This window comes from Robinsoniella sp. RHS (assembly GCF_001029355.1).
GTDB classification, from domain to species: domain Bacteria; phylum Bacillota; class Clostridia; order Lachnospirales; family Lachnospiraceae; genus Robinsoniella; species Robinsoniella peoriensis.
Genome location: NZ_JNGB01000143.1, coordinates 1 through 26138, shown reverse-complemented (window position 1 = coordinate 26138; position 26138 = coordinate 1). Strand labels below are relative to the sequence as shown.

The 26138-nt window shown below is 41.4% G+C and carries 18 protein-coding genes and 1 pseudogene; 15 read left to right on the top strand and 4 right to left on the bottom strand.

The window, feature by feature from the left end; all coding sequences use genetic code 11:
- The first annotated feature begins 39 nt into the window (after positions 1–39).
- The 8 genes and pseudogenes from RHS_RS26245 to RHS_RS26210 all read left to right on the top strand — a co-directional run bounded on the left by RHS_RS26245 (position 40) and on the right by RHS_RS26210 (position 8917).
- Positions 40–603 (top strand): extracellular solute-binding protein, encoded by a 564-nt coding sequence (locus RHS_RS26245; RefSeq protein ID WP_395023561.1) that lies wholly within the window; start codon positions 40–42, stop codon positions 601–603.
- Between the two features lie 37 nt (positions 604–640).
- Complete coding sequence (locus RHS_RS26240; protein ID WP_330373910.1) at positions 641–1546, top strand: carbohydrate ABC transporter permease; 906 nt, start codon at positions 641–643, stop codon at positions 1544–1546.
- Complete coding sequence (locus tag RHS_RS26235) at positions 1546–2367, top strand: carbohydrate ABC transporter permease (RefSeq protein ID WP_027295661.1); 822 nt, start codon at positions 1546–1548, stop codon at positions 2365–2367. The genes RHS_RS26240 and RHS_RS26235 overlap by 1 nt, the downstream gene beginning before the upstream one ends.
- A gap of 125 nt (positions 2368–2492) precedes the next feature.
- The gene (locus RHS_RS26230) at positions 2493–4259 is read left to right on the top strand and encodes a histidine kinase (RefSeq protein WP_044297674.1); all 1767 of its coding nucleotides are present in this window, start codon (positions 2493–2495) and stop codon (positions 4257–4259) included.
- Entirely contained in the window at positions 4231–5733 is a 1503-nt protein-coding gene (locus tag RHS_RS26225; protein WP_047834834.1) for a response regulator, read from the top strand. The genes RHS_RS26230 and RHS_RS26225 overlap by 29 nt, the downstream gene beginning before the upstream one ends.
- Positions 5733–7691, top strand: coding sequence for a beta-N-acetylhexosaminidase (locus RHS_RS26220; protein WP_395023559.1), 1959 nt, complete (start codon positions 5733–5735; stop codon positions 7689–7691). The genes RHS_RS26225 and RHS_RS26220 overlap by 1 nt, the downstream gene beginning before the upstream one ends.
- Positions 7692–7932: 241 nt before the next feature.
- A pseudogene (locus tag RHS_RS26215) lies at positions 7933–8359 on the top strand (Hsp20/alpha crystallin family protein).
- A 132-nt stretch (positions 8360–8491) separates the two neighbouring features.
- Entirely contained in the window at positions 8492–8917 is a 426-nt protein-coding gene (locus tag RHS_RS26210; RefSeq protein ID WP_027295666.1) for an Hsp20/alpha crystallin family protein, read from the top strand.
- 43 nt (positions 8918–8960) lie between these two features.
- Here RHS_RS26210 and RHS_RS26205 read toward each other — a convergent pair whose 3' ends face one another.
- Positions 8961–9875 (bottom strand): LysR family transcriptional regulator, encoded by a 915-nt coding sequence (locus tag RHS_RS26205; RefSeq protein WP_047834832.1) that lies wholly within the window; start codon positions 9873–9875, stop codon positions 8961–8963.
- 145 nt (positions 9876–10020) lie between these two features.
- Here RHS_RS26205 and RHS_RS26200 point away from each other — a divergent pair, with 145 nt between their 5' ends.
- From RHS_RS26200 to RHS_RS26190, 3 genes are all read left to right on the top strand, one after another.
- On the top strand, positions 10021–11325 hold the full coding sequence (locus RHS_RS26200; protein ID WP_044289613.1) for an NCS2 family permease: 1305 nt from the start codon (positions 10021–10023) through the stop codon (positions 11323–11325).
- Positions 11326–11334: 9 nt separating this feature from the next.
- A complete protein-coding gene (locus RHS_RS26195) occupies positions 11335–13086 on the top strand; it encodes an adenine deaminase C-terminal domain-containing protein (protein WP_047834831.1) in 1752 nt (583 codons plus the stop codon).
- A gap of 336 nt (positions 13087–13422) precedes the next feature.
- On the top strand, positions 13423–14046 hold the full coding sequence (locus RHS_RS26190) for a manganese efflux pump (protein WP_044297669.1): 624 nt from the start codon (positions 13423–13425) through the stop codon (positions 14044–14046).
- On the opposite strand, the gene RHS_RS32050 is transcribed toward RHS_RS26190, so the two are convergent.
- From RHS_RS32050 to RHS_RS26180, 3 genes are all read right to left on the bottom strand, one after another.
- Entirely contained in the window at positions 14026–14154 is a 129-nt protein-coding gene (locus RHS_RS32050) for a hypothetical protein (RefSeq protein ID WP_395023562.1), read from the bottom strand. The two genes, RHS_RS26190 and RHS_RS32050, sit on opposite strands and share 21 nt — an antisense overlap.
- Positions 14155–14356: 202 nt before the next feature.
- A complete protein-coding gene (locus RHS_RS26185) occupies positions 14357–15082 on the bottom strand; it encodes a glycerophosphodiester phosphodiesterase (protein WP_047834830.1) in 726 nt (241 codons plus the stop codon).
- A gap of 89 nt (positions 15083–15171) precedes the next feature.
- Positions 15172–16269: a VanZ family protein gene (locus tag RHS_RS26180; protein WP_395023556.1), complete on the bottom strand. Its 1098-nt coding sequence runs from the start codon at positions 16267–16269 to the stop codon at positions 15172–15174.
- Between the two features lie 317 nt (positions 16270–16586).
- On the opposite strand from RHS_RS26180, the gene RHS_RS26175 reads away from it, so the two are divergent.
- The 4 genes from RHS_RS26175 to RHS_RS26160 all read left to right on the top strand — a co-directional run.
- Complete coding sequence (locus tag RHS_RS26175; RefSeq protein WP_047834829.1) at positions 16587–22118, top strand: PA14 domain-containing protein; 5532 nt, start codon at positions 16587–16589, stop codon at positions 22116–22118.
- 212 nt (positions 22119–22330) lie between these two features.
- The gene (locus tag RHS_RS26170; RefSeq protein WP_027295673.1) at positions 22331–23536 is read left to right on the top strand and encodes a response regulator; all 1206 of its coding nucleotides are present in this window, start codon (positions 22331–22333) and stop codon (positions 23534–23536) included.
- A gap of 169 nt (positions 23537–23705) precedes the next feature.
- Positions 23706–24803 (top strand): ABC transporter substrate-binding protein, encoded by a 1098-nt coding sequence (locus tag RHS_RS26165; RefSeq protein WP_027295674.1) that lies wholly within the window; start codon positions 23706–23708, stop codon positions 24801–24803.
- 99 nt (positions 24804–24902) lie between these two features.
- On the top strand, positions 24903–26138 hold a 1236-nt coding region (locus tag RHS_RS26160), incomplete at its 3' end, for an ATP-binding cassette domain-containing protein (RefSeq protein WP_047834828.1).

Sequence of the window (26138 nt, the reverse complement as noted above, 5' to 3'; positions counted from 1 at the left end):
AGTAATTGATAAATACTTAAGCCTTTATGAAAAGGATTTATGAACGATAATTTTGCTTCCGCTACTTATGACGATGCTATTCTTGCGGTTGCCGAAGGTAAAGCAGCCATGCATTTTAACGGTGATTTCTTTGCAGCCTCAGTGCTGGAGGCTAATCCGGAAGCTAAGATAGGAATGTTCGCAATGTCTATGAAAGACGGCGTGGATGTAATGACAGAGAATATGTCATCTGCTGGTTTTGTAGTTTATAAAAATTCTAAGAATATGGATACCGTTAAGAAGGTGCTGAATCTCTGGTCAACTCCTGAATATGCCGATTTGTATTTTGAAGAAAGACCGGCATTCCCGGCTTTCCAGGATGTAAATGGCGGAGAAGTACCGGAATACCTGAAAGCTGTAAATGAAAAATATATTGAAGCCGGAAAGGTTATTCCGGAGTTTAACTACTCAGTGATGGATTTAAATCCGTTGTTTGAAAGTACTTTATATGTATATTACGTGGATGCTCCTGCAAAAGGTAATATGGATGGAAAACAGATCATGGAGAAATTCCAGGGCGACTTTGAACAGTATATGATTGATCAGGGTGCAGAAGGATTCTAAGATACAGAAAATAGAGGAGCTGCAATAGCAGCTCCTTTTGATTGAGAAAGAGGTGGTTGCTATTAATAAGAAACAGTTATCAAAAATTTATCCCATGTGGCTGGGAGCGCCGGCGGCACTGGTTTATACCATATTTTTTATTGTACCGATTATCACTGCATTTTTTTACTCCTTTACGGACTGGAACATGGACCGGATGGACAATGCCAAATTTATCGGACTGCGAAACGTGATAAATTTATTCCAGGATGAAGTATTTCTGCGTTCCCTTTGGAATACAATGCTCTTTGCACTGAGCACGACTGTATTTAAAACAGTGGTTGGGCTGCTGCTGGCACTGCTGGTGGTGCAGAAGTTCAAAGGCAACAGTATTTTCAGAACCTTGTTCTATCTGCCTTGCGTTCTTAGCTGTATGATTGTCGGGCTTTTGTTTACGGGAGTACTTAAGCAGGACGGACTGATCAATAACTTTCTGACGGCAATCGGTCAGGCGGATCTTACCAGAGACTGGCTTGGAAGCTATGGTACTGCAATGCTCTGGATTATTATTATTGAAGTATGGATGTGGGCGGGATTTACCATGTTCCTGTTTATCTCGGGGCTGCAGGCAATTCCGGGTGAGTATTATGAAAGCGCTCAGATAGACGGAGCAACAAAATGGCAGCAGTTTAAGAGGATTACGCTTCCTCTGCTGGCACCGTCTTTTACGGTTGTGGTAACCTTGAACATCACGGGGGGACTGAAAGTATTTGATCTGGTTTACTCCCTTACCGGAGGGGGACCCGGATTCGATACCCAGGTGCTGAGCACCTATACTTTCCGGGCGTTTGGAATGGGATTGCTTGGCAAATCCAGCGCAAGTGCCTTAATCCTTTCATTTTTCATAGTGGGAATTACGTTTGCATTGAATAAATACTTAAGATCCAGGGAGGTGGATACCTAGTGAAAAAGAAAAAGATAGGAAAAATGGTGACAATTCTGATTTTGCTTCTCATTTCCAGCGTGTATATTATACCGATTGTTATGATGGTATTCGGTTCCTTTAAAACACAGGGAGAAGCGCTTCAAATGAATCTCAGCCTGCCAAAACAGCTGCAGTTTGAAAATTATAAGCATGTAATTGAAACCGGAGGGATTTTACGTGGGTATGCCAACAGTCTGATCATTACAGTTACGGCGGTGGCAGTAATTATTATCTTTGGTGCAATGACCGGGATTATTATCTCCAGGCGGGATGATAATAAGGGAAGAGGCCTGTATTACTATTTTGTATTTGGGCTTACCGCTACAATGCAGATGGTTACTACATATGCATTAGTGTTGAAGTTACATTTATATGGAACCTACTTCAGTGTTATTCTGGTTCTGGCTGCAGTGAACCTTCCTTTTGCCGTAATGACATTTTCAAGTTATGTAAAAGGAATTCCAAGAGAAATAGATGAAGCTGCGGTCATGGACGGATGCCATGCTTTTCAACTGATTTTTAAAATACTGCTTCCGATTATGAAACCGATAACCATTACAAACCTGATTATTGCAGCTATTGGAATATGGAATAACTTCCAGGTGCCGCTGTACCTGATGAGCAGTTCAGAACGGACAACCATACCGATGATGATTTTTAATTTCTACGGACTTTATTCCAGAGACTGGAATTATGTATTTGCAGCACTTGTGATAACAGTATTGCCCATTGTTATTTTATATCTCTGTCTGCAGAAATATATTGTGGAAGGCATGACATCGGGAGCCGTCAAAGGATAATAGGTATTTGATGAGGTTGATGACAGATTCTGGTACTTCAAAATTTATTACAGATAAGGTATGATAAAATTGAGTATGCAAAATTACGCGTCAGAGCATGTTTGAATGAATTTTGGGAGAAAAATATGAAAAAGTTAAAATACCAGACTAAATTTTTTCTGTATCATACCGTGATAATGATGTTGATCATATTAGGACTTGTGGGATATTTTTACAGAATGGTTGTAGGCGAGATGAAGGAGAAGGAAGAACAGGACTTCCGGATTATAACAGAAAAGACGGCAACGCAGCTGGACATTTTGTTTTACGATATGGACCGGGCGGCGCTTCAGATTGCGGCAAATCCGGATATTGTCAGGGTCTTTCAATCCTTGCCTGCAAAACCGGACGAGAATTATTTTACAAGCCATCCGATTACCACAGGAGAAGTGAAGAAGCTTCTGGAATCCTATAATTTTAAAAACGACGGGCATTCCAGAATCTGCCTTTATAACCGGTACGATGATTGGGTTTGCACGTCCAACCGGGCGATTACGGAGAGTGGAGTCAGACAGTTTTTTTCCGGAGAAGCATTTGAGGATGTACAGGAATATTTTCAGGAAGCGGACAGGTTTGTATTTTACAGGGAACCGGGGACGGATGTCCTGGCATCAGGAGAGGCACAGCGGACGGATTATCTGGCTGTCGTGAGGGAAATAAAGGATTACTACTCCAACAGTTCCAGATGCGGCTTTGTAGAAGTGCAGGAATCAACAGAGAAACTGGATGAGATTTTGGCTGATTTTGGTCCGGGCATTCAGGCGGAGATTTTGAACCAGGAAGGTCAAAGCATTTACCGGGCAGCAGGGGACATGGATTTGGATGGGAAGGATATCTACAGAATGGAAGTTCCACTGGAAAATGCTCCATACACTGTGAAGCTATATAAAAATCCCATAGAATTCAACAATGCGATGAATCAATTTTATCTGGTTCTGGCTGCAACAGTGGGAATTGTAATGCTGGCAGCCATCATGCTGGAACAGATCTTAGTAAAACATCTGTCGAAACCGCTGGTGAATCTGAATCATTCTCTGAAATCTATTACCATGGACAATCTCCATGTGGCAATTGCGGATGAAGATTCTACAGATATCGTGCTTCGCCTTGAGGATTCTTTTAACTCTATGCTGAAAAAATTAAATGATAGTATGCAGAAACAGATAACAGCCAAGACAAATGAAGTGAAATCCCATTTCTTTGCGCTTCAGTCCCAAATGAATCCGCATTTTTTACATAATATGCTGGCGATTATTTCTATTGAATCCCAGATGGACGGCAATGAAAAAGTACCGGATATCTGCCGCAGGCTGGGAGAAATACTCCGGTATAATACTCAGATGGGGGATGGTTTCAGTACGATAGAGAAGGAATGTGCAATCGCAGAAGATTACATGCTGCTTATGAAAGTGAGATACGAAGAACTGTTTGAGTTCCAGATACAGGCAGAGGAAGATGCAGGATATATCTGTATTCCTAAGCTGATTGTACAGCCCCTTTGTGAAAATTGTTTCCAGCATGGGCTTAAAAATGTGAATCCGGTCTGGAAGATTTCCATACATGCCTGGACAGAAGAGGATAAATGGTATATTACCGTGAAAGATAATGGAAGCGGATTTACCGAAGAGTTCCTGGAAAAGTTCCGAAGGCAGAAAGAAGAACTGGACCGGAGTGATGTAAAATACATATTGGAAAATATAGGTATTGGAGGATTGTGCCTGCCGAATATCTATACCAGGATGAAAATTATCTATGGTGAATCTTTTGTTTTTCAGTTGTATAACAGAGAAAAAGGTGCTGTGGTACTATTGGGGGGAGAAATAAATGATAAAAGTACTTATTGCGGAAGATGAGATTCCTCTTTTAAGGGGAATTAAGAATATGATAGAAAAACTAAATCCTGAATTTTCAGTGGTTATGTGTGCCCACAATGGAAAAGAAGCAATTAAGTATTTGACCGATAATCAGGTGGATGCAATTTTTACAGATATCAATATGCCACTGGCAGACGGTATTGAAGTGATGGATTTTGCTAATCAAAAATACCCCGGGGCAGAAAAAGTCGTTATCAGCGGATACAGTGATTTTAGTTATGCACAGCAGGCAATCCGCTGCGGGGTTACGGAATACCTGTTAAAGCCTATCGTAAAAGAAGAATTAGAGAAAACTCTTAGCAATATCTCACAGAGATATTTAAGTATGCTTCAGGAAAAGCAGAAAGCGAGACTGGCTGAGGCGGTTTATACCGGGAAACCCGCGAACCCTGGGGAAAAGCTTCAGATGGTTTACTTTTGTGCGGGTCCCCTGATCCGGGACGGTATGGAGGAGAATATCGCAGAATGTGATTTCTGGCGGGGAATTGATATAGAGTCAGCTGCGGCAGACCTGCTTCCGGAAGCGACCTGTGTATATTCTTTTGAAAAGAACCAGGCTAATGAAAAAATACTGCTGATTGTTCCGGAGAATGAAGCAGATTTAAAAGTATTTTCTAAGAAGCTGTTGGAAGAGATAAAGGGAAGAGGAATCCAGATTACTGCAGCCTTCCATGAGGGTTTGATTGAAACCCATGAAATCTCCATGATCAGCCATCAGCTGCGCAGGAAGCTTCAGGAGAATATTCTTTTTGGCGAAAGTTCAGTGGTTGAGGACGATGCAGACACCACCGGAACGGCGTACCCTGCCGGAGATGATACCTTTTATTCTCTGGGTAAAGAGATGTCTGACACCAGAAAGGAAGTATTTCTGAAAGAAGCAGAGGCATTTTTTAATGCAAGGAAAATCCGCCAAAAAGAATGCCAGCAGATAATCAGCAGGATTTTGCAGAGCATGGAGGATCAGACAGTACCGGCATATGGCTGCGAGGAAGACTTTGAAGAAACCATATGGAATCTGATCCTGTATTCGTCGGATGCCAGGCAGTTATTTCTTAATTTAAGGCAGATGCTGGATGAAAAGAAGCTATACAGAAAAGCGGAGTCTTCAGAAAATCTCATGAAAAAAGTAGAGTACTACATCATAGAAAATATGGCGGAGCCTATAACCGCAGCCGTACTGGCGTCTGAATTCGGGCTTGTGGCACCGTATCTAAGCACTTTATTTAAAGAATACAGCGGTTATACACTGTCTCAGTATATTCAGAAAATACGTCTGGACCGGGCAAAAAATCTGCTAGAGATGGATGAGGAAATTCTGGCAAAGGATGTGGCGGATATGGTGGGATATCCCAATCCGCTGTATTTTTCCAAGGTATTTAAAAAGAAAATAGGTGTTTACCCATCGGAATACCGAAAAAATAAAATGGAGAGTAAGGGAGAAGGCAGCAGGTAATGAAATTTTATTTATCAGGAATTGACGGAAACAGAAAAGAAATGACAGAAATGTTCTTAACGTATCAGGGGTATGAATGTGTCGAAAAAGATATGGACATTATAATTGAATTTACAGAGGGAGATGTGCTGAAAGCCGAGTTTGACGGAAAGAAGCTGAACTTGTATGGTAAGGAAGATGTACATTTTTACCGTGCTCTGCATCTGTTTCTCCAGAGAATCAAATATGGAAATACAGAGCCATTTGTGAAGGAAGAGAAAATCTGTTTTAAAGAAACTGGTATTATGATCGACTGTTCCAGAAACGGAACAGTAAATAAGCCAATGCTGAAAGAGTTTATACGGCTCTGTGCGGCATCCGGAATGAATCAGCTTTACCTTTATATGGAGGATGTATATGAAGTTCCAGGTGATCCATATTTTGGAGCCTATCGCGGCAAATATACTTATGGGGATCTGAAAGAGCTGGATGAATACGGGAATAAGGCCGGAGTGGAATTGATTCCTGCAATTCAGACTTTGGCACATCTCCATACATACCTTCGCTGGCCGAAGACTAAAAAACTGCGGGACACAGAAGATATCCTTATGGTGGGAACGAAGGATACAGAGGAATTCGTGAGGAAAATGATACAAAGCGCATCTGGACCTTTTACGTCAAAGAAAATACACGTGGGCATGGATGAAGCAGATCTTTTAGGGCTGGGGCAGTACCTGCGCAATAATGGATTTGAGGAACGGTACGAGATTATGACAAAGCATCTTCAGATGGTGTCACAGATCTGCTTGGAAGATGGACTGGAAATGATGCTGTGGAGTGATATGTTTTTCCGCCTGAAGTCCCCGGACGGAGAATATTATGATTTGCCGGAGGATACGGATTTTGATCTTTTGAAGCCGCTGCCAAAGGATCTGACGCTGGTATACTGGGACTATTACCATCATGATAAAGGAATGTATGACAAGAATATCCGGCTTCATCGTAAGCTGACGGATAAGATACGGTTTGCAGGGGGCGGCTGGACCTGGAATGGAATTGCACCAAATTACAGTAAAGCGGAGAAAACACTGCGTGAAGGCCTGGCATCCTGCAGAGATCAGAGCATTGACAAGGTAATGTGTACCTTCTGGTTTGACAATGGTACAGAGACACCTGTACGGACTGCATTCTATTCCGCATTGTATTTTGCAGAGCTTTGTTATAGCGAAGAAATGGATACAGAACAGCTTGACCGCTGGCTTATGCAGCTGACGGGATATACTTCTGATGCCTATCATCTGCTGGATGCCTTCGACAATACCCCTGGCGTAAAGAAAGACAATGAAAATGCAGATAACCCGTCCAAATACCTGCTGTATCAGGATGTGCTTACCGGTTTGTTTGACGGCCAGATAGCAGGTCTGGGACTGGATATGGGTCAATATTACAAGAAACTGGCTGAACAGCTGGAAGATCTTCTGAATGGAAAAAGCAAAGGTTATATGGATATAGAAAATAAATACTCTATGGATATAGAAAATAAAGTTTCAATGGATGCAGTTTTCCGCTATTATAATACGCTTGCTGAAATTCTGTCACAAAAAGCGATGTCAGGGATAGAAATTCGAAAAGCATACCGCGGCGGTGACAGAGAGACGCTTGTTTTGCTGGCAGACAGGATACAAAGACTCTTGCCGATGGTATCACGCCTAAAAGCGATGAGAGAGGAATTATGGTTTTCGGAATGCAGGCCCTTTGGTTTTGAAGTATTGGATATTCGTATCGGGGGTGTCATGGTGCGCCTGGAAAGTGCAGAAAAAAGGCTGCGTAATTATCTGGAGGGCAAGGCAGACATTCTGGAGGAACTGGAGGAACCTATGATTGTGTATCAGGATGACCCGGCAGATGACAGCCATAAGATGTGTATGGGGGGATTTTGGCAGGGCATGGTTTCCGCGGGGAATATTGCAGGGATTTGAGTGTTTTCAGTAAGGTGTAAGGCCAGCGTAAGGAGTGGAATCCTGACGCTGGCTTTTTTAGTGCGTTATCTGACGCGATTCAGGGGGATAGTAGAAGAATTATAAAAAAATAATAAAATTAGCACTCGGTGGTTGACAGTGCTAATTTTTTATGTTATAACACATATATAACAAATAAAACAGTTACAACAAACCAATTACAACAACCATTTTTAAATAAGAAACCAAGGAGGTATGACTTATGTTACTTAGAAACAGAGCTTATGATTTATTTGATGAGATGTTTAAGGACGCATTTTTTTAATCCGTCTTATGGAGACAGCAGAACTACCCAAGTAATGAAGACAGATATCCAGGAGAAGGAAAATCACTATCTGGTGGATATTGAACTGCCGGGCTATGCGAAAGAAGATATTAAAGCAGAATTGAAAGACGGCAATCTGACAATTACGGCGTCCAGGAATGAAAATAAGGAAGAAAAAGACGAGGCGGGAAAATATATCAGAAGAGAACGTTACAGCGGTTCCTGCAAGCGGACCTTCTATGTGGGGGATCAGGTAAGACAGGAAGATATTCAGGCTGGATTCCAGGATGGTATTTTGAGGCTCAGCATTCCAAAGGAGCCGGTTTTAAAAGATGATCAGCCAAAGCTGATTTCAATTCAGTAATCTGTCGGAGGGGATGTTTCCCTCTGTTACAGTTTATCATATAGAAACAAATAGAAACAAATAGAAACAAATAGAAACAAGTAGTATTGCGGCTGAGGCCGCCAGTCAGTTATTTTCAAGGAGGTATGACTTATGTTACTTTCAAACAGAGCTTTTGATTTATTTGATGAATTGTTCCGTGACCCGTTCTTTAGCAAACCATTTTCAGACAACACGTCCCAGATTATGAAGACTGATGTTCAGGAAAAAGATAATCACTATCTGGTTGATATGGAGCTGCCGGGATATGCGAAAGAAGATGTAAGGGCAGAGCTGAAGGATGGATATCTGACAATTATCGCGAACAAGAATGAAAACAAAGATGAAAAGGATAAGGATGGTAATTATATCCGAAGAGAACGCTTTACGGGAACCTGCAAACGATCCTTTTATGTGGGAGAAAGCGTTCGCCAGGAAGATATTCAGGCAGGATTTCAGGATGGTATTCTGCGTCTGATGATTCCCAAAGAAGCTGCGCAGAAAATTGAGGAGCAGCCGAAACTCATTACGATACAATAAAAAGTAAATACTTAGATGTGATACGGGATGTCCTGCTGAATATTCAGCGGGACATCATTTTTTTAACCATTTTTATAAAATCCAGGGCATAAAGAGGCATATAGGAGCCCTTGCGGTATGCAATGCTAAGAGTGGTACATATCCGAGGTTTACCTACAGAAAAGCAGACTGGAGCAGACTGGAAATGCATATTTTTAATATAGCTCTCCGGTGCAAAACATACGCCCAGATCCTGCAGTACCAGAAGAACTGCCGCCTGGGTATTTCTGGTATGAAGTGAAACGGTGGGGCTGATTTTGTGCTTTCGGAATAGATCAAGAGCAATTCTGCCAGTAGTCTGTTCCGGGAAATGAAGGATGAAATTATCGCTTGCAAAAAGAGCAAGATCTATATATGGATAGGGACTGTCCGGTCCGTTAACGCCCAGAGAGGCAAACGGGTGACGGGGGGATACCACAAGGACAATTTCTTCCTCGCCAAGGGATTCATAAGTGAGCTTGGGATGGGGAGATGATTCATTAAATATGGCAAAATCGATCTGGTCATCCAGCAGCAGTTTCTCCTGTATAGCGTAAGTTTCTTCCAGGCAATTAATACGGATATGGGGATATTTTTGATAAAAAGCAGGAAGGATTGCAGGAATCATGCAGGAACTGCGCATCAGGGGAAAGGCAATATTCAGTTCGCCTTCATTGCATTGTGTAATATCTTTTAATTCTTTTTCCCAATCCTGATTTAAAGCCATCATTTTTTTTGCATATGAGAGATAGCGCTTTCCCGCATGGGTGGGAATATAGCGGTTATCAACCCTGCCGAAAAGTTTACAGCCTAACTGGCGTTCCAGTTTCTGCAGGTGTTTGCTTAGTGTGGGCTGGGAAATATACAGTTCCTGTGCAGCCTTTGTGATATTCTGGTGTTTTGCAATGCATAATATATAGTCAAATTCTTTGATATTCATGGGATACCTCGTTTTGAAAGACATAGGCAGTTATTCACTTTTGGAATAATGATTATGGTAAATAGGAATTGGACATGCTTTTATCCTTATCATACAATAGATGTAGAAAAGAAGCAAATAAAAGCACAATAAAGGAGAGAAGAAAATGAAACAGTGGTTGGAGAAACAGTTTCAGTTGTCAAAGTACCACACGAATATGAAAACAGAGTTGATTGCAGGTGTTACAACTTTTGTCACAATGGCGTATGTCTTGGCGACGGTTCCGAATATGTTAAGCTCTGCGGGACTGGATAAGCATGTGATGCTCACTGCAATGGTATTGTTAATTATTTTGACAAGTGTGGCAATGGCAATTTTTACAAACCGTCCGTTTGCCCTGGCACCGGGACTTGGCAGTGTGGGAATTGTTACGGCAATGATCCAGAACGACGGAATTTCCCCGGAGATCACAGCAGGTGTTATTTTTCTGAGCGGTGTATTGTTTATATTAGTTACATTTTTGGGACTTAGAGAAGCAGTTGTGAAAGTAATACCTATGAGTCTTAAACATGCGGTAAGTGCCGGAATAGGTCTGTTTATTGCACTTTTAGGTGCAAAAAGCTGTGGGTTAATCATTGCAAATGAAAGCAAGAAAAGTCTTGCATTTGGGGATCTTGCATCTCCGGAAGTCATTGTAACTGTAATTGGATTTATTATTCTTCTGGTGATGAAGGTACGAAATATTGCAGGAGGAATGATTCTGACCATATTAATTACTACAATTGTGGGAATCCCGTTCGGGGTCACAAAGCTGCCGGGAAGTATCATATCGATGCCTGCAAATATCGGAAGCCAGTTTTTAAACATTGATATTGCCGGAGCATTAAACTTTGCTTATATTCCATTTTTAATTGCACTTTTTGTTCCGGACTTCTTCTCTACTTTTGGAACAGTACTGGGTGTTGGGGCAAAAGCCGGATATCTGGATAAGGATGGAAACCTGCCTGGAATAGACCGTTGTTTTAAAGTGGATGCAATCGCAACCAGTTTTGGAGCACTATTTGGTATGCCAAGCATGACAACCTATCTGGAATCTTCTGCAGGAGTAGAGGCGGGTGGAAAAACCGGACTTACGGTAGTAGCAACTGCAGCCTGTTTCGCCCTTGCACTATTCTTTGCGCCGGTTGCATTAATGATACCGTCAGCAGCAACCGCACCGGTATTAATATATATTGGAATCGGAATGTTAAGTGCTATGAAAAATATTAAATACGAAGAAATTACAGAAAGTATACCTGCATTTGTCTGTGTGACATTTACTATTTTTGCCAATAACATTGCAAATGGTATCTGCGCTGCAATTCCTACGTATTTTATTATGAAAATTGCATCAGGCAAGATCAGGGAAATATCCAAGGTAATGTATATTCTGGTAATTGTCTGCCTTTTATATTTTTATACCATTGTATAGGGGACATATATGGAAAATGTGGATTTAGTAATTCGTAATGCGAAAGTTTTTAACAGTTATCTGAAGTGTTTCCGGAAAGCAGATGTGTATGTTCTGGATGGAAAAATTTATTATGTTGATGTAAAAGATAATGAGAATACCATCCCATTAATTACTGCAAAAGAAGAGCTGGACGCTTCCGGCTATTATATGATTCCAGGATTGATTGACATCCATATGCATATCGAAAGTTCCATGATGACGCCTCAGACGTTTGCCGGATATGCAGGAAAGTGCGGTGTCACTACCGTGGTTTCAGAACCCCATGAAATGGCTAACATAAAGGGGTTATCGGGTATTTATGAAATGATCGCGGATGGGGAAAATGCACCGATTGATATCTTCTATGGAATACCAAGCAGTGTACCATCTACGAATGAGGAGCTGGAGACTACAGGAGGTATAATTGACTGCCGGGCAATGAAAGAATTGTATGAGAAAAAAGAGGTAGTCTGCGTCGGTGAAATTATGAACTACAGGCAGATCATTCGGGAAAATGATCTGGAAATTACAAAATTTTTAAACTACCTTCATGAAGTTGATCCGAATTTTGTTATAGAAGGCCATTGTCCATCACTTACGGGATTAGACCTGGCAAAATTTCTTTATCTTGGCATTGACGGAGATCATACGGAGCATACGCTGGAAGAAATACGCCAGAGATTCGAAAATGGAATGTTTGTGGAATTGCAGGAGAAGATGTTAAGGCCGGAGATTCTGGATTATATCAGGGAAAACAGGCTATATGAACATTGTGGATTTGTAACAGATGATACTATGGCGGACAAGCTGTATGAAGAAGGGCAGCTGAATAAGGTGATTGAGGAAGCAATCCGTATGGGCTTTCCCACAGAAGAAGCAATCTACTGCGGTACATATACCAATGCAAGACGCATGAATCTGAGAGACAGAGGGGTGATAGCACCTGGAAAAACAGCAGATTTTGCCCTGATTACCGGATTTAACAGTTTAGAACCAGATTATGTATATAAAGATGGACAGCTAATTGCATCCAAGGATCAGGAAAATGAAAATCATCCCGGAAAAGAACTGACTTCAGAGAACCGCCATTTTTTCCCGGAGGATTATTATCACAGCGTTCATATACCAGTACTTAGACCGGAAGATTTTTGGATTTGTGCGAAACAGGAATCCGGAAATGTGTCTGTCAGAGTAATTGAAGTTTCAAACGGAAGAACGCAGACCAGTGAAAAAATAGTATCCATGCCTGTCAAAGATTATAAAATCTGTTGGGAAGGAACCGGATGCCTCCTGGCAATGGTAGTGGAGCGGTACGGTAAAAATCAAAATATCGGTTATGGCTTTGTTACAGGGGATTGTCTGAAAGAGGGAGCAGCGGCAACAACCTATTTCCATGATCATCATAACTTATTTGTAGTTGGAGAAAATGTTGGGGATATGCAGGCTGCTGTGGAGAGAATCCAGTCGCTGCAGGGAGGGATTCTGACCGTTTATCAGGGAGAAATCAAAGCAGAGCTGCCGCTGCCGGTGGCGGGAATTCTATCGGATCAGCCAATTGAAGAAATCGGACCGGCTCTTAAGAAAGTACGCAACAGCCTGTTTCAGCTGGGTTATCGCCACTATAATCCGGTAATGTCCCTCTGCACATTGGGACTTCCCGTGAGCCCGGCACTGAAACTGACAGACAGAGGGCTGGTGGATGTTATAAAGGGAGAGATTGTCGATCTGGTGTGCAGTTAAAAAACAGGGATCAAAGAGTAGAAAGTGAATAGAGAAGTAAAAAAGTACTCACAGTGAAGGTCTGGTGGATCTTTTCCGTGAGTATTTTTATATGTTCTAAGAGCATGGGAGACTGGGGACAGGACGAGCTGAGCTGGCTAAATATTAATGCGAAATAAAATAACTTTAAATAATTAGTTACATATTAATAATACATAAAAATTGATCTGCTGGAAAATAAAGTTTTGCCAAGAGTATCAAGTATGGAAGAGCATTGAAAACCGGAAGGGGCACGGAATAATAAAAAATGCATATGATTCTATATAACGAATATTATATGGGTGGTGACTTTGTTTTATGCATTTTTTATCTGCATTTTTATTTGCAATTTCCGCTAATCTGGATAATCTGACGATTGGCGTTGCATATGGTATAAAGCGTATTAAGATTGAGCCGGAAAGTAATCTGGTAATAGCGTGTATCACTGCGATTGGTACATTTTTGTCCATGTCTCTGGGATCGCTGTTTACAGAAATAATAAGCACAGAGACAGCGAATCTGATTGGATCATCTATTCTGGTTTTTGTGGGTGGGCTGTTTATTGCTGAATTTATCTGGAAAGAGTTGATTTTGAAACGGGTTAAAGCTGAGGCAGAAGAAAAAAGGGAAAAGGATAAGACGTGGCTGAAAAAGAGCATGGAAGAAGGGGATAAGGACGGATCCGGCAATATTGATATGCGCGAGGCAGTTACATTGGCATTTGCGCTGACAGTAAATAATATAGGACTTGGAATCGCAGGGAGCATTACCGGACTATCCGTATTCTGGACGTCAGTGTTTACCCTTTTAATCAGCTATATTTTTATATCTGCAGGGCAGCGTTTTGGCAGGGGATGCTTGTCGAGATTATTTGGTAAATATGCAACGGTTGTCTCTGGTCTGATTATTTTTGGTATGGGTTTATATGAAATGTTTGTTTAGAGCGTGTTTGAAAATTGCTTTCTGGCAGCTGTGCGTGACACTTTGTTGGAATTTGACTCGGATGAAGGGCGTGTAGCGGGCTACGTAACCTGAATTTGTGGCAAATATGCCGCAAAGTGGGGCATGCAGATGGGGAAAGTGTACGGAAAGATGGGGAGTGCGGTAAGCCGGCGAGGCCTCAATGCTGTACTAGTACAGCATTGCACAAATAACTGTGAATATAGCATCCGACTCTTTCCGAACACAACCTCCATCTGAAAAGCGTCCCTTCCCCGACAAAATCTAAATTAATAACCTGCTTTCCATTTTTCTAAATATCTGAAAACTCCCGGGCAATGTCCGGAAAATCTGTTATGATCGCTTCAACTCCCAGTTTTATTAATTTTTCCATGTGCTCTTTTGTATTGACTGTCCACACGTGCAGAGGAAGATTGTATTTCTTACAGTCCTGCAGAAAATCAGGATACTGGAGAAGATAGATTGCAGGGTGCAAAGCATTAACCCCTATACTGATTCCGTAGGCAGGAACATTTATCCAGCCGTCTTCATAGAGAAGTCCGGTTCTTATAGATGAATCCAGTTCTTTTAAATGTTTTAAGGTATAGTGATTAAAGGAGGAGTAAATAATCCGCTCTTCCATCTGCATCTCCCGGGCAAGATTCAATGCTTTTTTCTCTATTCCGGGATAAAAACAGATGCTGGTTTTAAGTTCAACATTAACGGTTAGGCTTGTGGGCTGAATCAATTCATACACTTCTTTTAAGGTGGGAATACATGCATTAGTAAATTCAGGATGAGTCCTGTTAAAACGCAATTGTTTTAATTCCTTAAGGGTATAGTCTTTAATCCAACCAGTTTTACCGGTGACACGATCAATCTTTTCATCATGAGCAACGACGATTTCCCCGTCTTTTGTCAGTTGTATATCCAGTTCAATACCATCTGCATTCTGGTGTATTGCAAGTTCAAATGCTTCCAGTGTATTTTCAGGCGCATAGCCGGAAGCGCCTCGATGCGCCCAAATCTTTGTTTTCATAATACAACCTCACTAATATATTTTAGTTTTCTATACTTCTGTGTATGAATGCTTTGGTTCATTATAGTACTCTTTGGGATGAGATACAATTATATTTTGTGGGCTGTTAATAAATAATGCCTCCTGTACTTCGGCTGAACAGTGTCCCGCCCGATGGTGCTGATGCAGGTAGTCTTGCTTATCTGTTCATATACTAATGTTCTGGGGCGTCCGGTACAGAAGCAGAACAGATGATAACTAGCCCAGATCATTAGAACCGGAACGAAAATCAGGTAAAGTGATTCAAAGCGCAATATGCACTGTTGCAGTGTAAGTGCTTTTTCACCATCGCTGGAAGTAACCCTGATTCGCAGCAGCCATTTTCCCGGAGTGTAACCATTTGTGAGGTAGGTACACACCACAAAGTAAAATACAGGCAGCAAGAAGCAGGAAGCAAACTGGATCAGGAATAAGAACGGAGGGATAAATGTTGTCAGGATTACGGTCGGAACACCAATACAAGCCAGGATAACCCAGTCCAGGGTAAATGCAGCAAGCCTTCTGCAAAAAGAGACGTGTAACCCCTTTTCATATGCAATTTTATCCAAACGTTCTCTGCTTGGCAGTAATTTCATAAAGATAGCTGATGAAATATAACCAAGCATTCCACCGCTGGTGTTCAGCATCAGGTCATCTACATCGAACAGACGGTATCCGCGGGGATATATTCCGTATAATCCGCTTAACTGCGTAAGTTCAAAGAACAGGCTCAGAGAAAAGCTGACCAATAATACTTTTTTCCAGCTGCATCGGAAATAATACCGCAGGTAGGTACCGAGAGGCAAAAACAGCAGGATGTTAAAGATGACCTGCAAGAAGCAGTTTTGTGTCAGTGCACTTATCCAGGTTCCCGGTGAAGAGATTTGAAAAGTTGTTTCTCTTAAGAAGTCTCTTACAAACTGGAATGGAACCAGCTGAGTCTGAGGTCCTGTGTAGCCTGCCACCTCACTAACAGAGGGGAGCGGAAGTATTACAAGGAAATACATGCATAGCAGGTACAGAACAAAGGAATACGTGATAACGGATCGAAATAGCGGTATGGAACCGTATCTGCGGTATTGATAAATCATGTATGGAAATGTAAATATAACAGCCAGCAGCGGAAAAACTGCGATGGCTTCTTTAATTGGGATCAGGTATATATTCATAATATAGCACCACCTTTCATGGCTTAATGATACCAAAATGAATCATGGTCTGCCATAATTGCAGCTTACATTTTAGGAATATAGCTTACAATTTTGTAAGTCAGATATCTCAGATCCTGATCTGACATCATTTATCTGTCTTTATATAGAAAGATCAGGTGCAAAAAATGCAGAAATGATAAAAAATTGAAAAATACGAACAAAATATTGTAAAGAGAAACCGGAGTTTGTATGCTATGATTTTTTATAAATATAAAATTTCGGGTGATGCTTTGCTGTAACGGTGTTTCCCGGCAAAAAAGGAACGGAGGATTGTTATGAAGAGAAAGAATGGATTTGCCAGAGGCGTCAGCTTTATGTTGTCTATGGCGTTGGTGCTAAACACAATCGTGATGCCGGTATCAGCATCTGGACAAAATGGAGCGTCGCAGGTATCAGCCGGCGGGCAGGTGTTGGAAACAGAATATGAGCAGGCAGAGAAGCGCGGAACGGAAACAGAGATTAATCAGCCTGTAAGGGATGCAACAGCGGCGGCGCAGCAGGCAGATGCTGAAATGGAGAATAATTCAGATACAAGTATAGACTCAGATACAGGTGTAGACTCAGACTCAGGTGTAGATTCAGATTCAGGGATAGATACAGACACAGATATAGATACAGACACAGGGATAAATTCCGTTACAGAGTCAGATATAGATACAGACACAGGGATAGATTCCGCTACAGAAGCAGATACAAAAACGGGGCTAAACGGCGGGCAAGAGATCACAACTGAAAAAGATAAGGATATTGACGCCGCAATCGTAACCGGGAAAGAATCAGGCTTTAATCAGGAGCCGGAAAGCGAGAACGGAGAAAATACGGTAAAGGCTTTGACAGATATGGAAACCGGGTTATTTGGTGAGATTTTCAATACAGAGGGGTATCGCGGGGGATCAATGGAACTCTTTAACTTTGAAAATAAAACTGGAGAGCAGGTTTTTCCTTCCTTAAGCGGGCAGAATCTAAGACCGGTATTTGATAAATATAATGGAAATAAAGGGGACGAGCAGTTTGCTACAGCCAGATTCACCGGAAAACTAAACGTAGAAAAAGCCGGAGATTATAAATTCTTTTGCTGGGGAGATGACGGATTCCGGATATGGATTGACGGGAAGCTGGTCATTGATTTCTGGGTACAGGAATGGGAAAAGGAGCAGACCAGTAAAGCGGTTGCTTTAAGTGAAGGATTACATGATATAAAGATCGAATATTTACAGGGATGGGGCGGCGCCGTTTTAAAGCTGTCATGGGAATCTGTAAATGCCAATATAGCCAAGGAAGTAATTCCGGAGAAAGCATTTTATCATGCCAAGACTCCGGCTGATGCCGGCTTAACTGCCCAGATTTACAAAGTAAACGGAACACCTTCCAGTATTACGTCCTTTGGATTTGCAGGGGAACCAGTGAATCAGGTTTTACCAAACCTGGATGGGCAGGATGGATTAAAAGAGGCAATTCAATTAAGCAATGGAAGCAGTGAATATGCAACGGCTATTATCCACGGATATATTACGCCTCAGGAGAGCGGTGACTATGAATTTGTAATGAGCGGAGATGATGCTTTTCGCTTCTGGATGAAGGATGAAATGATGGTTAATTCCTGGAAACTTCATTCCGACCAGACCAAGGTCAGTCAGCCAGTACATATGGAAAAAGGATTTCTTTACAAAATCCGTATTAATTATGCCCAGGCAGATGGAGATGCCAATTTGAATTTATCCTGGAAAAAGGATGGCGGACAGGCACAGGTTGTTCCGGCTGAGTGTTTTCGGCAGGCTGCAAAGGCGATCCAGGGAGAAACTGCAGCAGAAGACCAGCATGGACTTCTGGCTGAGGTGTATGGTGATATCTTCCTGGAAGAAAAAAAAGGTGAAGTAATTGCACCCGTACTTGACAAGACACTTTCCATTAAAAAAATATTATCCCAGTATAACGGTTCGGAAGAATATGGTTCTTTCCGTTTTACCGGACAGGTAAACGCAGAAGAAGCAGGTGATTATACCTTTTATCTGATAGGAGATGATGGTTTCCGCCTTTGGGTAAATGATGAGCTGGCGATTGATTTCTGGGAATCCAAATGGGATAAGCAACAGGAAAGCCAGCCAATTCATCTAAATGAAGGAAGAAATGACATTCGTATTGAATACTTCCAGGGTTATGGCGGAGCTTATATTATGCTGGAATGGCTGAAACCCGGAGCAGAGGAAAAAGAGGTCGTTCCAACGGAAAGTCTTTATCCGGCAAGTACAAAAAAAGGATTAATCGGAGAAATCTATCAGGAAAAAGGCGGTAATCAGGAAAAACTGGCTGAGGTAATGGCAAATGAGGTATCAACAGAGCAGTTTTCGGTAAATTCCCTGGTCAGCTATTACGAGGGAAATGAGAACGCGCCGGCAAATGTAGAATTAAACGGTAAAATTAAACCAGATGTATCCGGAACCTATGAATTGGCATTTGGATCTTCCGGTAACTATCAGGTGTATCTGAATGATGAAAAAATTATTTCTCAAAATGCGGGAAATGTGTATAAAGAAACCCAAAGCCAAAAAGTAGAACTGGAAAAGGGAATTTATTATAATCTTACGATTATAGCAGAGAATCTGAATCTTAAGGAAGATATGAATTTATCCTGGACACGGGATGGGGTAAAATCGGTGATTGGAGAAGATCAGTTGTATGCCCCGGAAGCAATGTGGTATGAAAGCGTTATGGCGAGAGAAAAATTATATGTGGGTCTCACAGAGGCAGTGAATCTTCGCAAAAATACGAAGGTAGGATCTGGTGAGGGTCAGATTGCGAAAGAGTATATGGATAAGTTCTCTGCAGTTGTAGATGAAGTAGCAGCAGATGCAAAAGACTTTGATATCATCGCATCTGTTCTGAAAGAAGATTCCAATAAGATCACCGATGCGGTGGCAGAATTTAAATTAAATGTAATTCGTGCACAAAAAGGGGAAGCATTAACCCAGTTCAATAATGCACTCTATCAGGGACAGGATCCATTTATCAGCTATCATGACGGATATTATTACTTTGTTTCGTCCAGTAACGATCCATCCCACAATAAAATGTATGTATCAAAATCAAAATCGCTGCTGGATCAGGGAGAAAAAGTAAGGATTTTTGATTTTAATGATTCAAAATCCAGGATCTTTGCTCCGGAAATGTTCTTCATTGACGGTAAATGGTATATTTATTACTGTGCAGATGCAAAAGAATATAACTGGAGGCATATGGCATGTGTTATGGAATCTGTTACTGATGATCCCCAGGGAGACTGGATTGACAGAGGCGTATTGTATACGGGAATGGAAATAAATAACCCCAATGAGTTTGCACAGGGAAATGATTTTACCGTTTTCCAGTACCGCGGACAGTTATATGCCTGCTGGGGAAGCATGGAAAGCGGCGTAGAGTCACCAGCCATTGCCAGAATGGAATCACCCATTAAGATTACGGAGGAAAGAAGTTTTCTGCCTGGCTTCGGAGGTGAAGGCCCCAGAGCAGTTGTGAATGGGGAGCATCTGTTTATGACTGTTTCCCAGGGAAGCTTTAAGACAGCAGGATATCACATGGGTATGTATGTATTTGATACGACAAAGGAGGATGTGTTAAATCCGGATAACTGGACCTATAAAGAAGGCGTATTCGAGGGATCGAAAGATGTCTATGGACCAGCCAGAGCTTCATTCTTTCAGTCAGCTGATGGGACAGAGGACTGGATGGCATTCCATTCAAAAGTGTATCCGTCAAATAATAATGCATGGAGACAGGTCAGTATTAAGAAATTCACATGGAATGAAGATGGATCACCGAACTTTGGCAGGCCCGTATCGCCATATGAATTTACAGCACTGCCATCCGGCGATCCGGGTCTGGGACTTGCATATCAGGCAGAAGACGGAGATTTGTCAGGCGGTGCCCAAAAAGGATATAAAGGGAAAGGATTCCAGGGAACCGGATATGGTAAATTCACAGACAAGAATGGAGAAAAAATAACGTTTAAGGTAAACGTACAGGAAGATGGCGACTATTTTATCAGAGCTCGTTATGCGAATGGAGTTAAGGCTCCGATCAGTAGTACGGACAACCGCGGAGAATGGGAAGCAAATATACCGGATATTACACCAAAGGCGGGAACCTTGAATCTCTATGTAAATAATGCAGGTCAAAAAAGTGTCACAGTTCCCTTTGACAAAACAGAAACGGACTGGCAGCACTGGATGACTGTCTGCAGCCGCGTTACCCTGAAAAAAGGTGATAACACCATATCTTACGTAAAAGATGCAGAGAACAGTGGAAATGTATATATTGATTATATAACTGTGCAGGAAGCTCATGAACAGCCGGCACCTCAGACTGTTAAGACAGGGGCTGAGCTGGATGCTTTGATCGCTGATGTGGAGGGGCTTTTGGAAGCGGAATATTCTATTGAGACCTGGAGAATCTTTTATGGAGCGCTGTTAAGTGCAAAAGCCGTTAATAAAGATGCAGTGCAGGCTGTTTCAAACCGTTATTTATCATTAGAAGCGGCAGCAAAGGATTTATCTGCTTATGTTCGTTTTTATGTGGATAAAAACGTAAGCGTAAGCGGAGATGTAAAAGATGATATGTTCCGAATTAGTTCCGAGGTCACGATACAGGCAATCGATATTCCGGGTAAAACTTTTAGTAATTGGGAAGTATCCGGTCTGGAACTGACGGATGACCAGAAAGAATCCAGAGAATTTACATTTACGGTTCCAAGAGGCAGGGGAAGTATCGTTCCGGTCTATGAGGAAAATGCGTATTATAAGGTTACAACAGGAGCAAATGTAACAATTGAAAATGCTTCTTCAAACGGTACCTGTCAGGCAGGAACTACGGTTAAGGCAACGGTGGCCATACCACAGGGCAAAGAGTTCACCGGTTGGGAAGTCAAAGGAATCATGTTAACAGAGGCAGAAAAAAGAGCACTGTCCATTACTTTCGTGATGCCTGAGAATGAAGTTGTATTAAATGCAGGATTTAAAAATATAGTAGTTCCGGAAAAACCGAAATACCAGCTGAAGGCAGGAGCCGGGATTACCATAATAAATGCAGCAAAAGACCAGATGTATCCGGCAGGAACCAGAATTCAGGCATCGGTGTCTGTTCCTTCCGGCAAGGTATTTGCACAGTGGAAGACAGCCGGAATTACACTGACAGCAGAACAGCAAAAGTCACAGACGATTACATTCCTGATGCCGGCACAAAGTGTAACTCTGGAAGCAATCTTTGATATCCAGAAAAAGAAACAGACGATTACAGCTAAAGACTTTAAGAAAACAGATGGAGATAAGAGCTTCTATATTAAGGCAAAGGCATCCGGAAAAGGTAAGTTATCTTATAAGTCCGATCATACGAAGGTTGTAAAAGTGGACAGCAAGGGTAAAGTGACAATCAAGGGTACCGGTAAGGCACAGATTACCATAACGGCAGCAGGCAATGCCAATTATGATTCTGCAGTCAGAAGAATTACCGTTTCGGTTGCCCCAAAGAAAACTACTGATGTGAAAGCAATATCAAAGAAATCTAAAACTTTGAAACTGTCATGGAAGCGTACAAGTGGTGCAAGCGGATACCTGATCACATACTCAGCGGATAAAAAATTCAAAAAGGGAGTCAAAAAGATTGTAATCAGTTCCGGGAAAACAACATCCAGAACCCTTAAGAATCTCAAGGCTAAGAAGGTCTGCTACGTAAAAATCAGGGCATTTAAAACGTCAGGCAAATCAAAGGTCTATGGAAAATACAGCAGGACTGTATCCGTGTTGGTTAAGAAATAAATATTAAGATAAAAACGATAACAATAATGTATATAAAATACCACGCTTTTTTCCGGCGTGGTATTTTTATAAATTAGTGCTAAAATTTTGCATAGTCAAAGGATGATTTTTCCATTATAATGTATTTTATCATCGGGGGATTATCGTCTCATTTGATGAAGAGGGGGAAATGAATTTATAAACACGTTCTAAATTATGGGAGGAAGAAAAAGATGAATTGCAAGGCTATGGTAGCAGATGATGAGTACATAATCCGGAGGGGGATTATCAGTTTTTTACGGAAATATGAAGAAATTGAAGTCGTAGCAGAAGCAGAAGATGGAGAAATGGCATTGGAAATTGCCCAGGAAGAGGACATTGATATTTTCTTTGTAGATATTAACATGCCTTTTTTAAGCGGGCTGCAGTTTATTGAAAAATTAAAGAATTTACAGCCCCAGGCAATCATTGTTGTTATCACCGGATATGATGATTTTGAATTTGCAAGGACGGCACTCCGGCTCGGAGTCTTTGAGTACATTTTAAAACCATTGATGGAAGAACCTTTTGACAATATGATTCAGGAGGTATTAAAGGAAGTACAGCAGCAAAATAAGGAAGATAAATATCTGAAGTGGGCAAAGATGACTTTACAGCAGAACAAAATACATCTGGTGGATGCGTTTTTAAAGAACTGGCTGGAAGGGAGACTTGCAGAGGAAGAAATCGAGGAACGGATGCAGTATCTGGACATTTGTATTCCAAAACAATATGCAGTTACCATTATTCATCTGGAACAGGCAGTGGATAAAGATCTGGGTGAAAACTGGGATGATGACCTGTTATCCTATGCTGTTCAGAATATCAGTAATGAAATTTTTAATGACCTGAAAAATGTCTCTTCCTGCCAGGTAGAAAATGGTGATCTGGTGGTGATCTCAAAAGATATGGGAGCAGAAGAGCTTAGGCGCAAGCAGTTAAAATGTATGGAAAGCATCGAGGGATGTCTTCCGTTAAAAGTAGTTTCTGTTCAGGAGACAGGAGAAGGATATGAGAATCTGGTTGCGGTATACAACCGGGCAGCAGAGCAGATGGAATCAGTAAAGGGCGGTTCTAGCGTAATTAAAATTGTGAAACAATACATAGAAGATAATTATAACAGAGAAGAATTGACGCTGCAGGATGTGGCGGATTATACGTATCTTTCGCCTCAGCATTTAAGCAGGATTTTTCGAAAAGAGATGGGAATCACCTTTATTGATTATCTTACAAAAGTGCGTATCCGAAAAGCAATCGACCTGCTTTTTGAAGAAGATCTGAAAATGTATGAAATAGCGGAGAAGGTAGGATATACCACTCAGCATTATTTCAGCAATGTATTTAAAAAGATTACCGGAGTAAGTCCGGCTGAGTACCGTAAGAGTGCACAAAAAAGATAAGGAATGAAAATTACATAGGGATATTTATTTAGCATCCATGAGTTGATTGGCAAATGGATGCTAAAATTTTGCAATTTTATAAAGGAAAATTGCAAAGACCTGAAGACATAAATAGAATATAATAAGTTCATAGCAAGGGAAGAACCCAAAGAAAACGGAGGATATTAAAATGAAAAAAAAGCTTGTTAGTGTATTATTATGTGTCAGTATGGTAGCTGCTATGGCAGCCGGATGTGGTTCCAGCAGTACAGGAACAACAGAAGCAAAGACAACGGAGGCAAAGACAACAGAGGCAGCGAAGACAGAAGCTCCTGCAACAGAAGCACAGGAAACGGTAAAGGGTTCTGAAGTTGCAGGTGATGAAGCAAAAGATGACAGTGCAGGCGGTGATAAACTGGTAGTTGGTTTTGCCCAGATCGGACAGGAATCCGGATGGCGTGATGCTGAGACAGCTTCGATTCAATTCTATGCAGGACAAAACGTGGATACAATTGACCTGAAATTTGCAGATGCTCAGCAGAAACAGGAGAACCAGATTAAAGCAATTAAGTCTTTTATTGAAATGGGCGTAGATGTTATCGGACTTGCTCCGGTAGTAGAAACCGGATGGGACGCAGTATTTACAGAGGCTCAGGAAGCTGGAATCCCAATTGTACTGGTGGATAGAAAAGCAGATGTAGATGAAAGCTTATATTCAACTTTCATCGGATCAGATTTCATCGAAGAAGGTAAAAATGCAGCAATCGAAATGGGCAAATTATTAGAAGAAAAAGGAAAAATTGTTGAGTTAGAGGGAACCGTAGGTGCTTCCGCAGCAAATGACCGTAAAACAGGATTTGATGAAGAAATCAAAGCAAATCATCCGGATATTGAAATTCTGGAGTCCCAGACAGGTGACTTCACAAGAGCAAAAGGGAAAGAAGTTATGGAATCTTTCTTAAAGACTTATGGCGAAGAAATCAAAGGTGTATATGCACATAACGATGATATGATGCTTGGCGCAATCGAAGCAATTAAAGAAGCTGGATTTAAACCGGGTGAAGACATTAAGACAGTGTCAGTAGATGGCGTTAAAGGCATTTTTGAAGCTATGGCAGCAGGAGAAGCAAACGTTACTGTAGAATGTAATCCATTACTTGGTGAACAGTTCTTCAATACATGCCAGAAATTAAAAGATGGTGAAACAGTTGAAAAATGGGTTAAATCTGAAGAAGGTATCTATCGTCAGGATACGGCGGCAGCAGATTTACCAAATCGCCAATACTAAAATAGATTTTTATGATCTTATTAAAATCCGCTCCAGTACGACTGAGAGCGGATTTTGGATAAGGGGGCAGATAAACAGCAGGAATGGAGGAAATGTGATATGGGTAAAGAGGATATCTTACTTCAAATGAATCATATATCAAAGAGCTTTGGTAAAGCTGTAATCGCACTGAGTGATGTGCAGCTGGAATTAAGAAAAGGGGAAGTACTGGCACTTTTGGGAGAAAACGGTGCAGGTAAATCCACATTGATTAAGGTATTGACAGGAGTAGAGGAAAGAGACAGCGGAACGGTTCTGATGGAAGGAAAAGAAATCTATCCGAAATCCCCGTTAGAGGCGCAGGCAGACGGAATCAGTACGGTATACCAGGAGGTAAACCTCTGTCCGAATTTGTCTGTAGCAGAGAATATTTACATAGGCAGGGAAATAAGAAAAGGCGGCAGAATAGACTGGAAAACAATTAACCAGAAGTCTAAGGAATTAATGAAGAGATTCGATCTGGATATTGATGTAACTAAGAATCTGGATAATTATTCTGTGGCAATTCAGCAGATGATTGCAATCGCCCGTGCCTGCGATGTATCAGCAAAAGTACTGATACTGGATGAACCGACTTCCAGTTTGTCTGCAATGGAAGTAGAAAAATTGTTTGAAACAATGAGAAAGCTCCGGAAAGAGGGTATGGGAATAATTTTCGTAACACACTTTCTGGATCAGGTATATGAGATAACAGACCGTATAACGGTTCTAAGAAATGGGGAATACGTAGGAACTTATGAAACAAAGAACCTGCCAAGGGTAGAACTGGTAGGAAAGATGATTGGCAAAGACTATGCAAAATTAAATCAGACAATGGCTATTTATGAAGAAGAAAATAAATCAGATGAATTATTAATAGATATGGCAGATGTCACGGGGGCAGGAACCATCCAGGGATTTAGTCTGAAGATTAATAAAGGCGAGGTATTGGGACTCTCCGGGCTGTTGGGCAGCGGAAGGTCAGAAACAGCCCGTTTAATATTCGGAGTAGATAATCTGGAAAAAGGAACTCTTGAAATTAAAGGAGAAAAGACAAAATTAAAGGGTACACTGGATGCAATCCGGAGAGGCATTGCATTCTGTCCGGAGAACCGTAAAACGGAAGGTATTGTAGGAGAACTTACCATCCGTGAAAATATCTGCCTGGCACTGCAGGCGAAGCGGGGGATGTTTCACTTTATATCCAGACAGGAGTCAGAGAAGATAGCAGATGAGTATATTAAGAAACTGGAAATCAAGACCCCGTCGTCAGAACAGCTGATTAAGAATTTAAGCGGAGGCAACCAGCAGAAGGTA

Bases quoted from the DNA above. Each gene is read 5' to 3' on its own strand.
- RHS_RS26220 (WP_395023559.1), top strand. From the start codon at position 5,733: ATGAAATTTTATTTATCAGGAATTGACGGAAACAGAAAAGAAATGACA.
- RHS_RS26210 (WP_027295666.1), top strand. From the start codon at position 8,492: ATGTTACTTTCAAACAGAGCTTTTGATTTATTTGATGAATTGTTCCGT.
- RHS_RS26185 (WP_047834830.1), bottom strand. From the start codon at position 15,082: ATGAAAACAAAGATTTGGGCGCATCGAGGCGCTTCCGGCTATGCGCCT.
- RHS_RS26225 (WP_047834834.1), top strand. From the start codon at position 4,231: ATGATAAAAGTACTTATTGCGGAAGATGAGATTCCTCTTTTAAGGGGA.
- RHS_RS26230 (WP_044297674.1), top strand. From the start codon at position 2,493: ATGAAAAAGTTAAAATACCAGACTAAATTTTTTCTGTATCATACCGTG.
- RHS_RS26165 (WP_027295674.1), top strand. From the start codon at position 23,706: ATGAAAAAAAAGCTTGTTAGTGTATTATTATGTGTCAGTATGGTAGCT.
- RHS_RS26205 (WP_047834832.1), bottom strand. From the start codon at position 9,875: ATGAATATCAAAGAATTTGACTATATATTATGCATTGCAAAACACCAG.
- RHS_RS26200 (WP_044289613.1), top strand. From the start codon at position 10,021: ATGAAACAGTGGTTGGAGAAACAGTTTCAGTTGTCAAAGTACCACACG.
- RHS_RS26175 (WP_047834829.1), top strand. From the start codon at position 16,587: ATGAAGAGAAAGAATGGATTTGCCAGAGGCGTCAGCTTTATGTTGTCT.
- RHS_RS26170 (WP_027295673.1), top strand. From the start codon at position 22,331: ATGAATTGCAAGGCTATGGTAGCAGATGATGAGTACATAATCCGGAGG.
- RHS_RS26190 (WP_044297669.1), top strand. From the start codon at position 13,423: ATGCATTTTTTATCTGCATTTTTATTTGCAATTTCCGCTAATCTGGAT.
- RHS_RS26180 (WP_395023556.1), bottom strand. From the start codon at position 16,269: ATGAATATATACCTGATCCCAATTAAAGAAGCCATCGCAGTTTTTCCG.
- RHS_RS26195 (WP_047834831.1), top strand. From the start codon at position 11,335: ATGGAAAATGTGGATTTAGTAATTCGTAATGCGAAAGTTTTTAACAGT.
- RHS_RS26245 (WP_395023561.1), top strand. From the start codon at position 40: ATGAACGATAATTTTGCTTCCGCTACTTATGACGATGCTATTCTTGCG.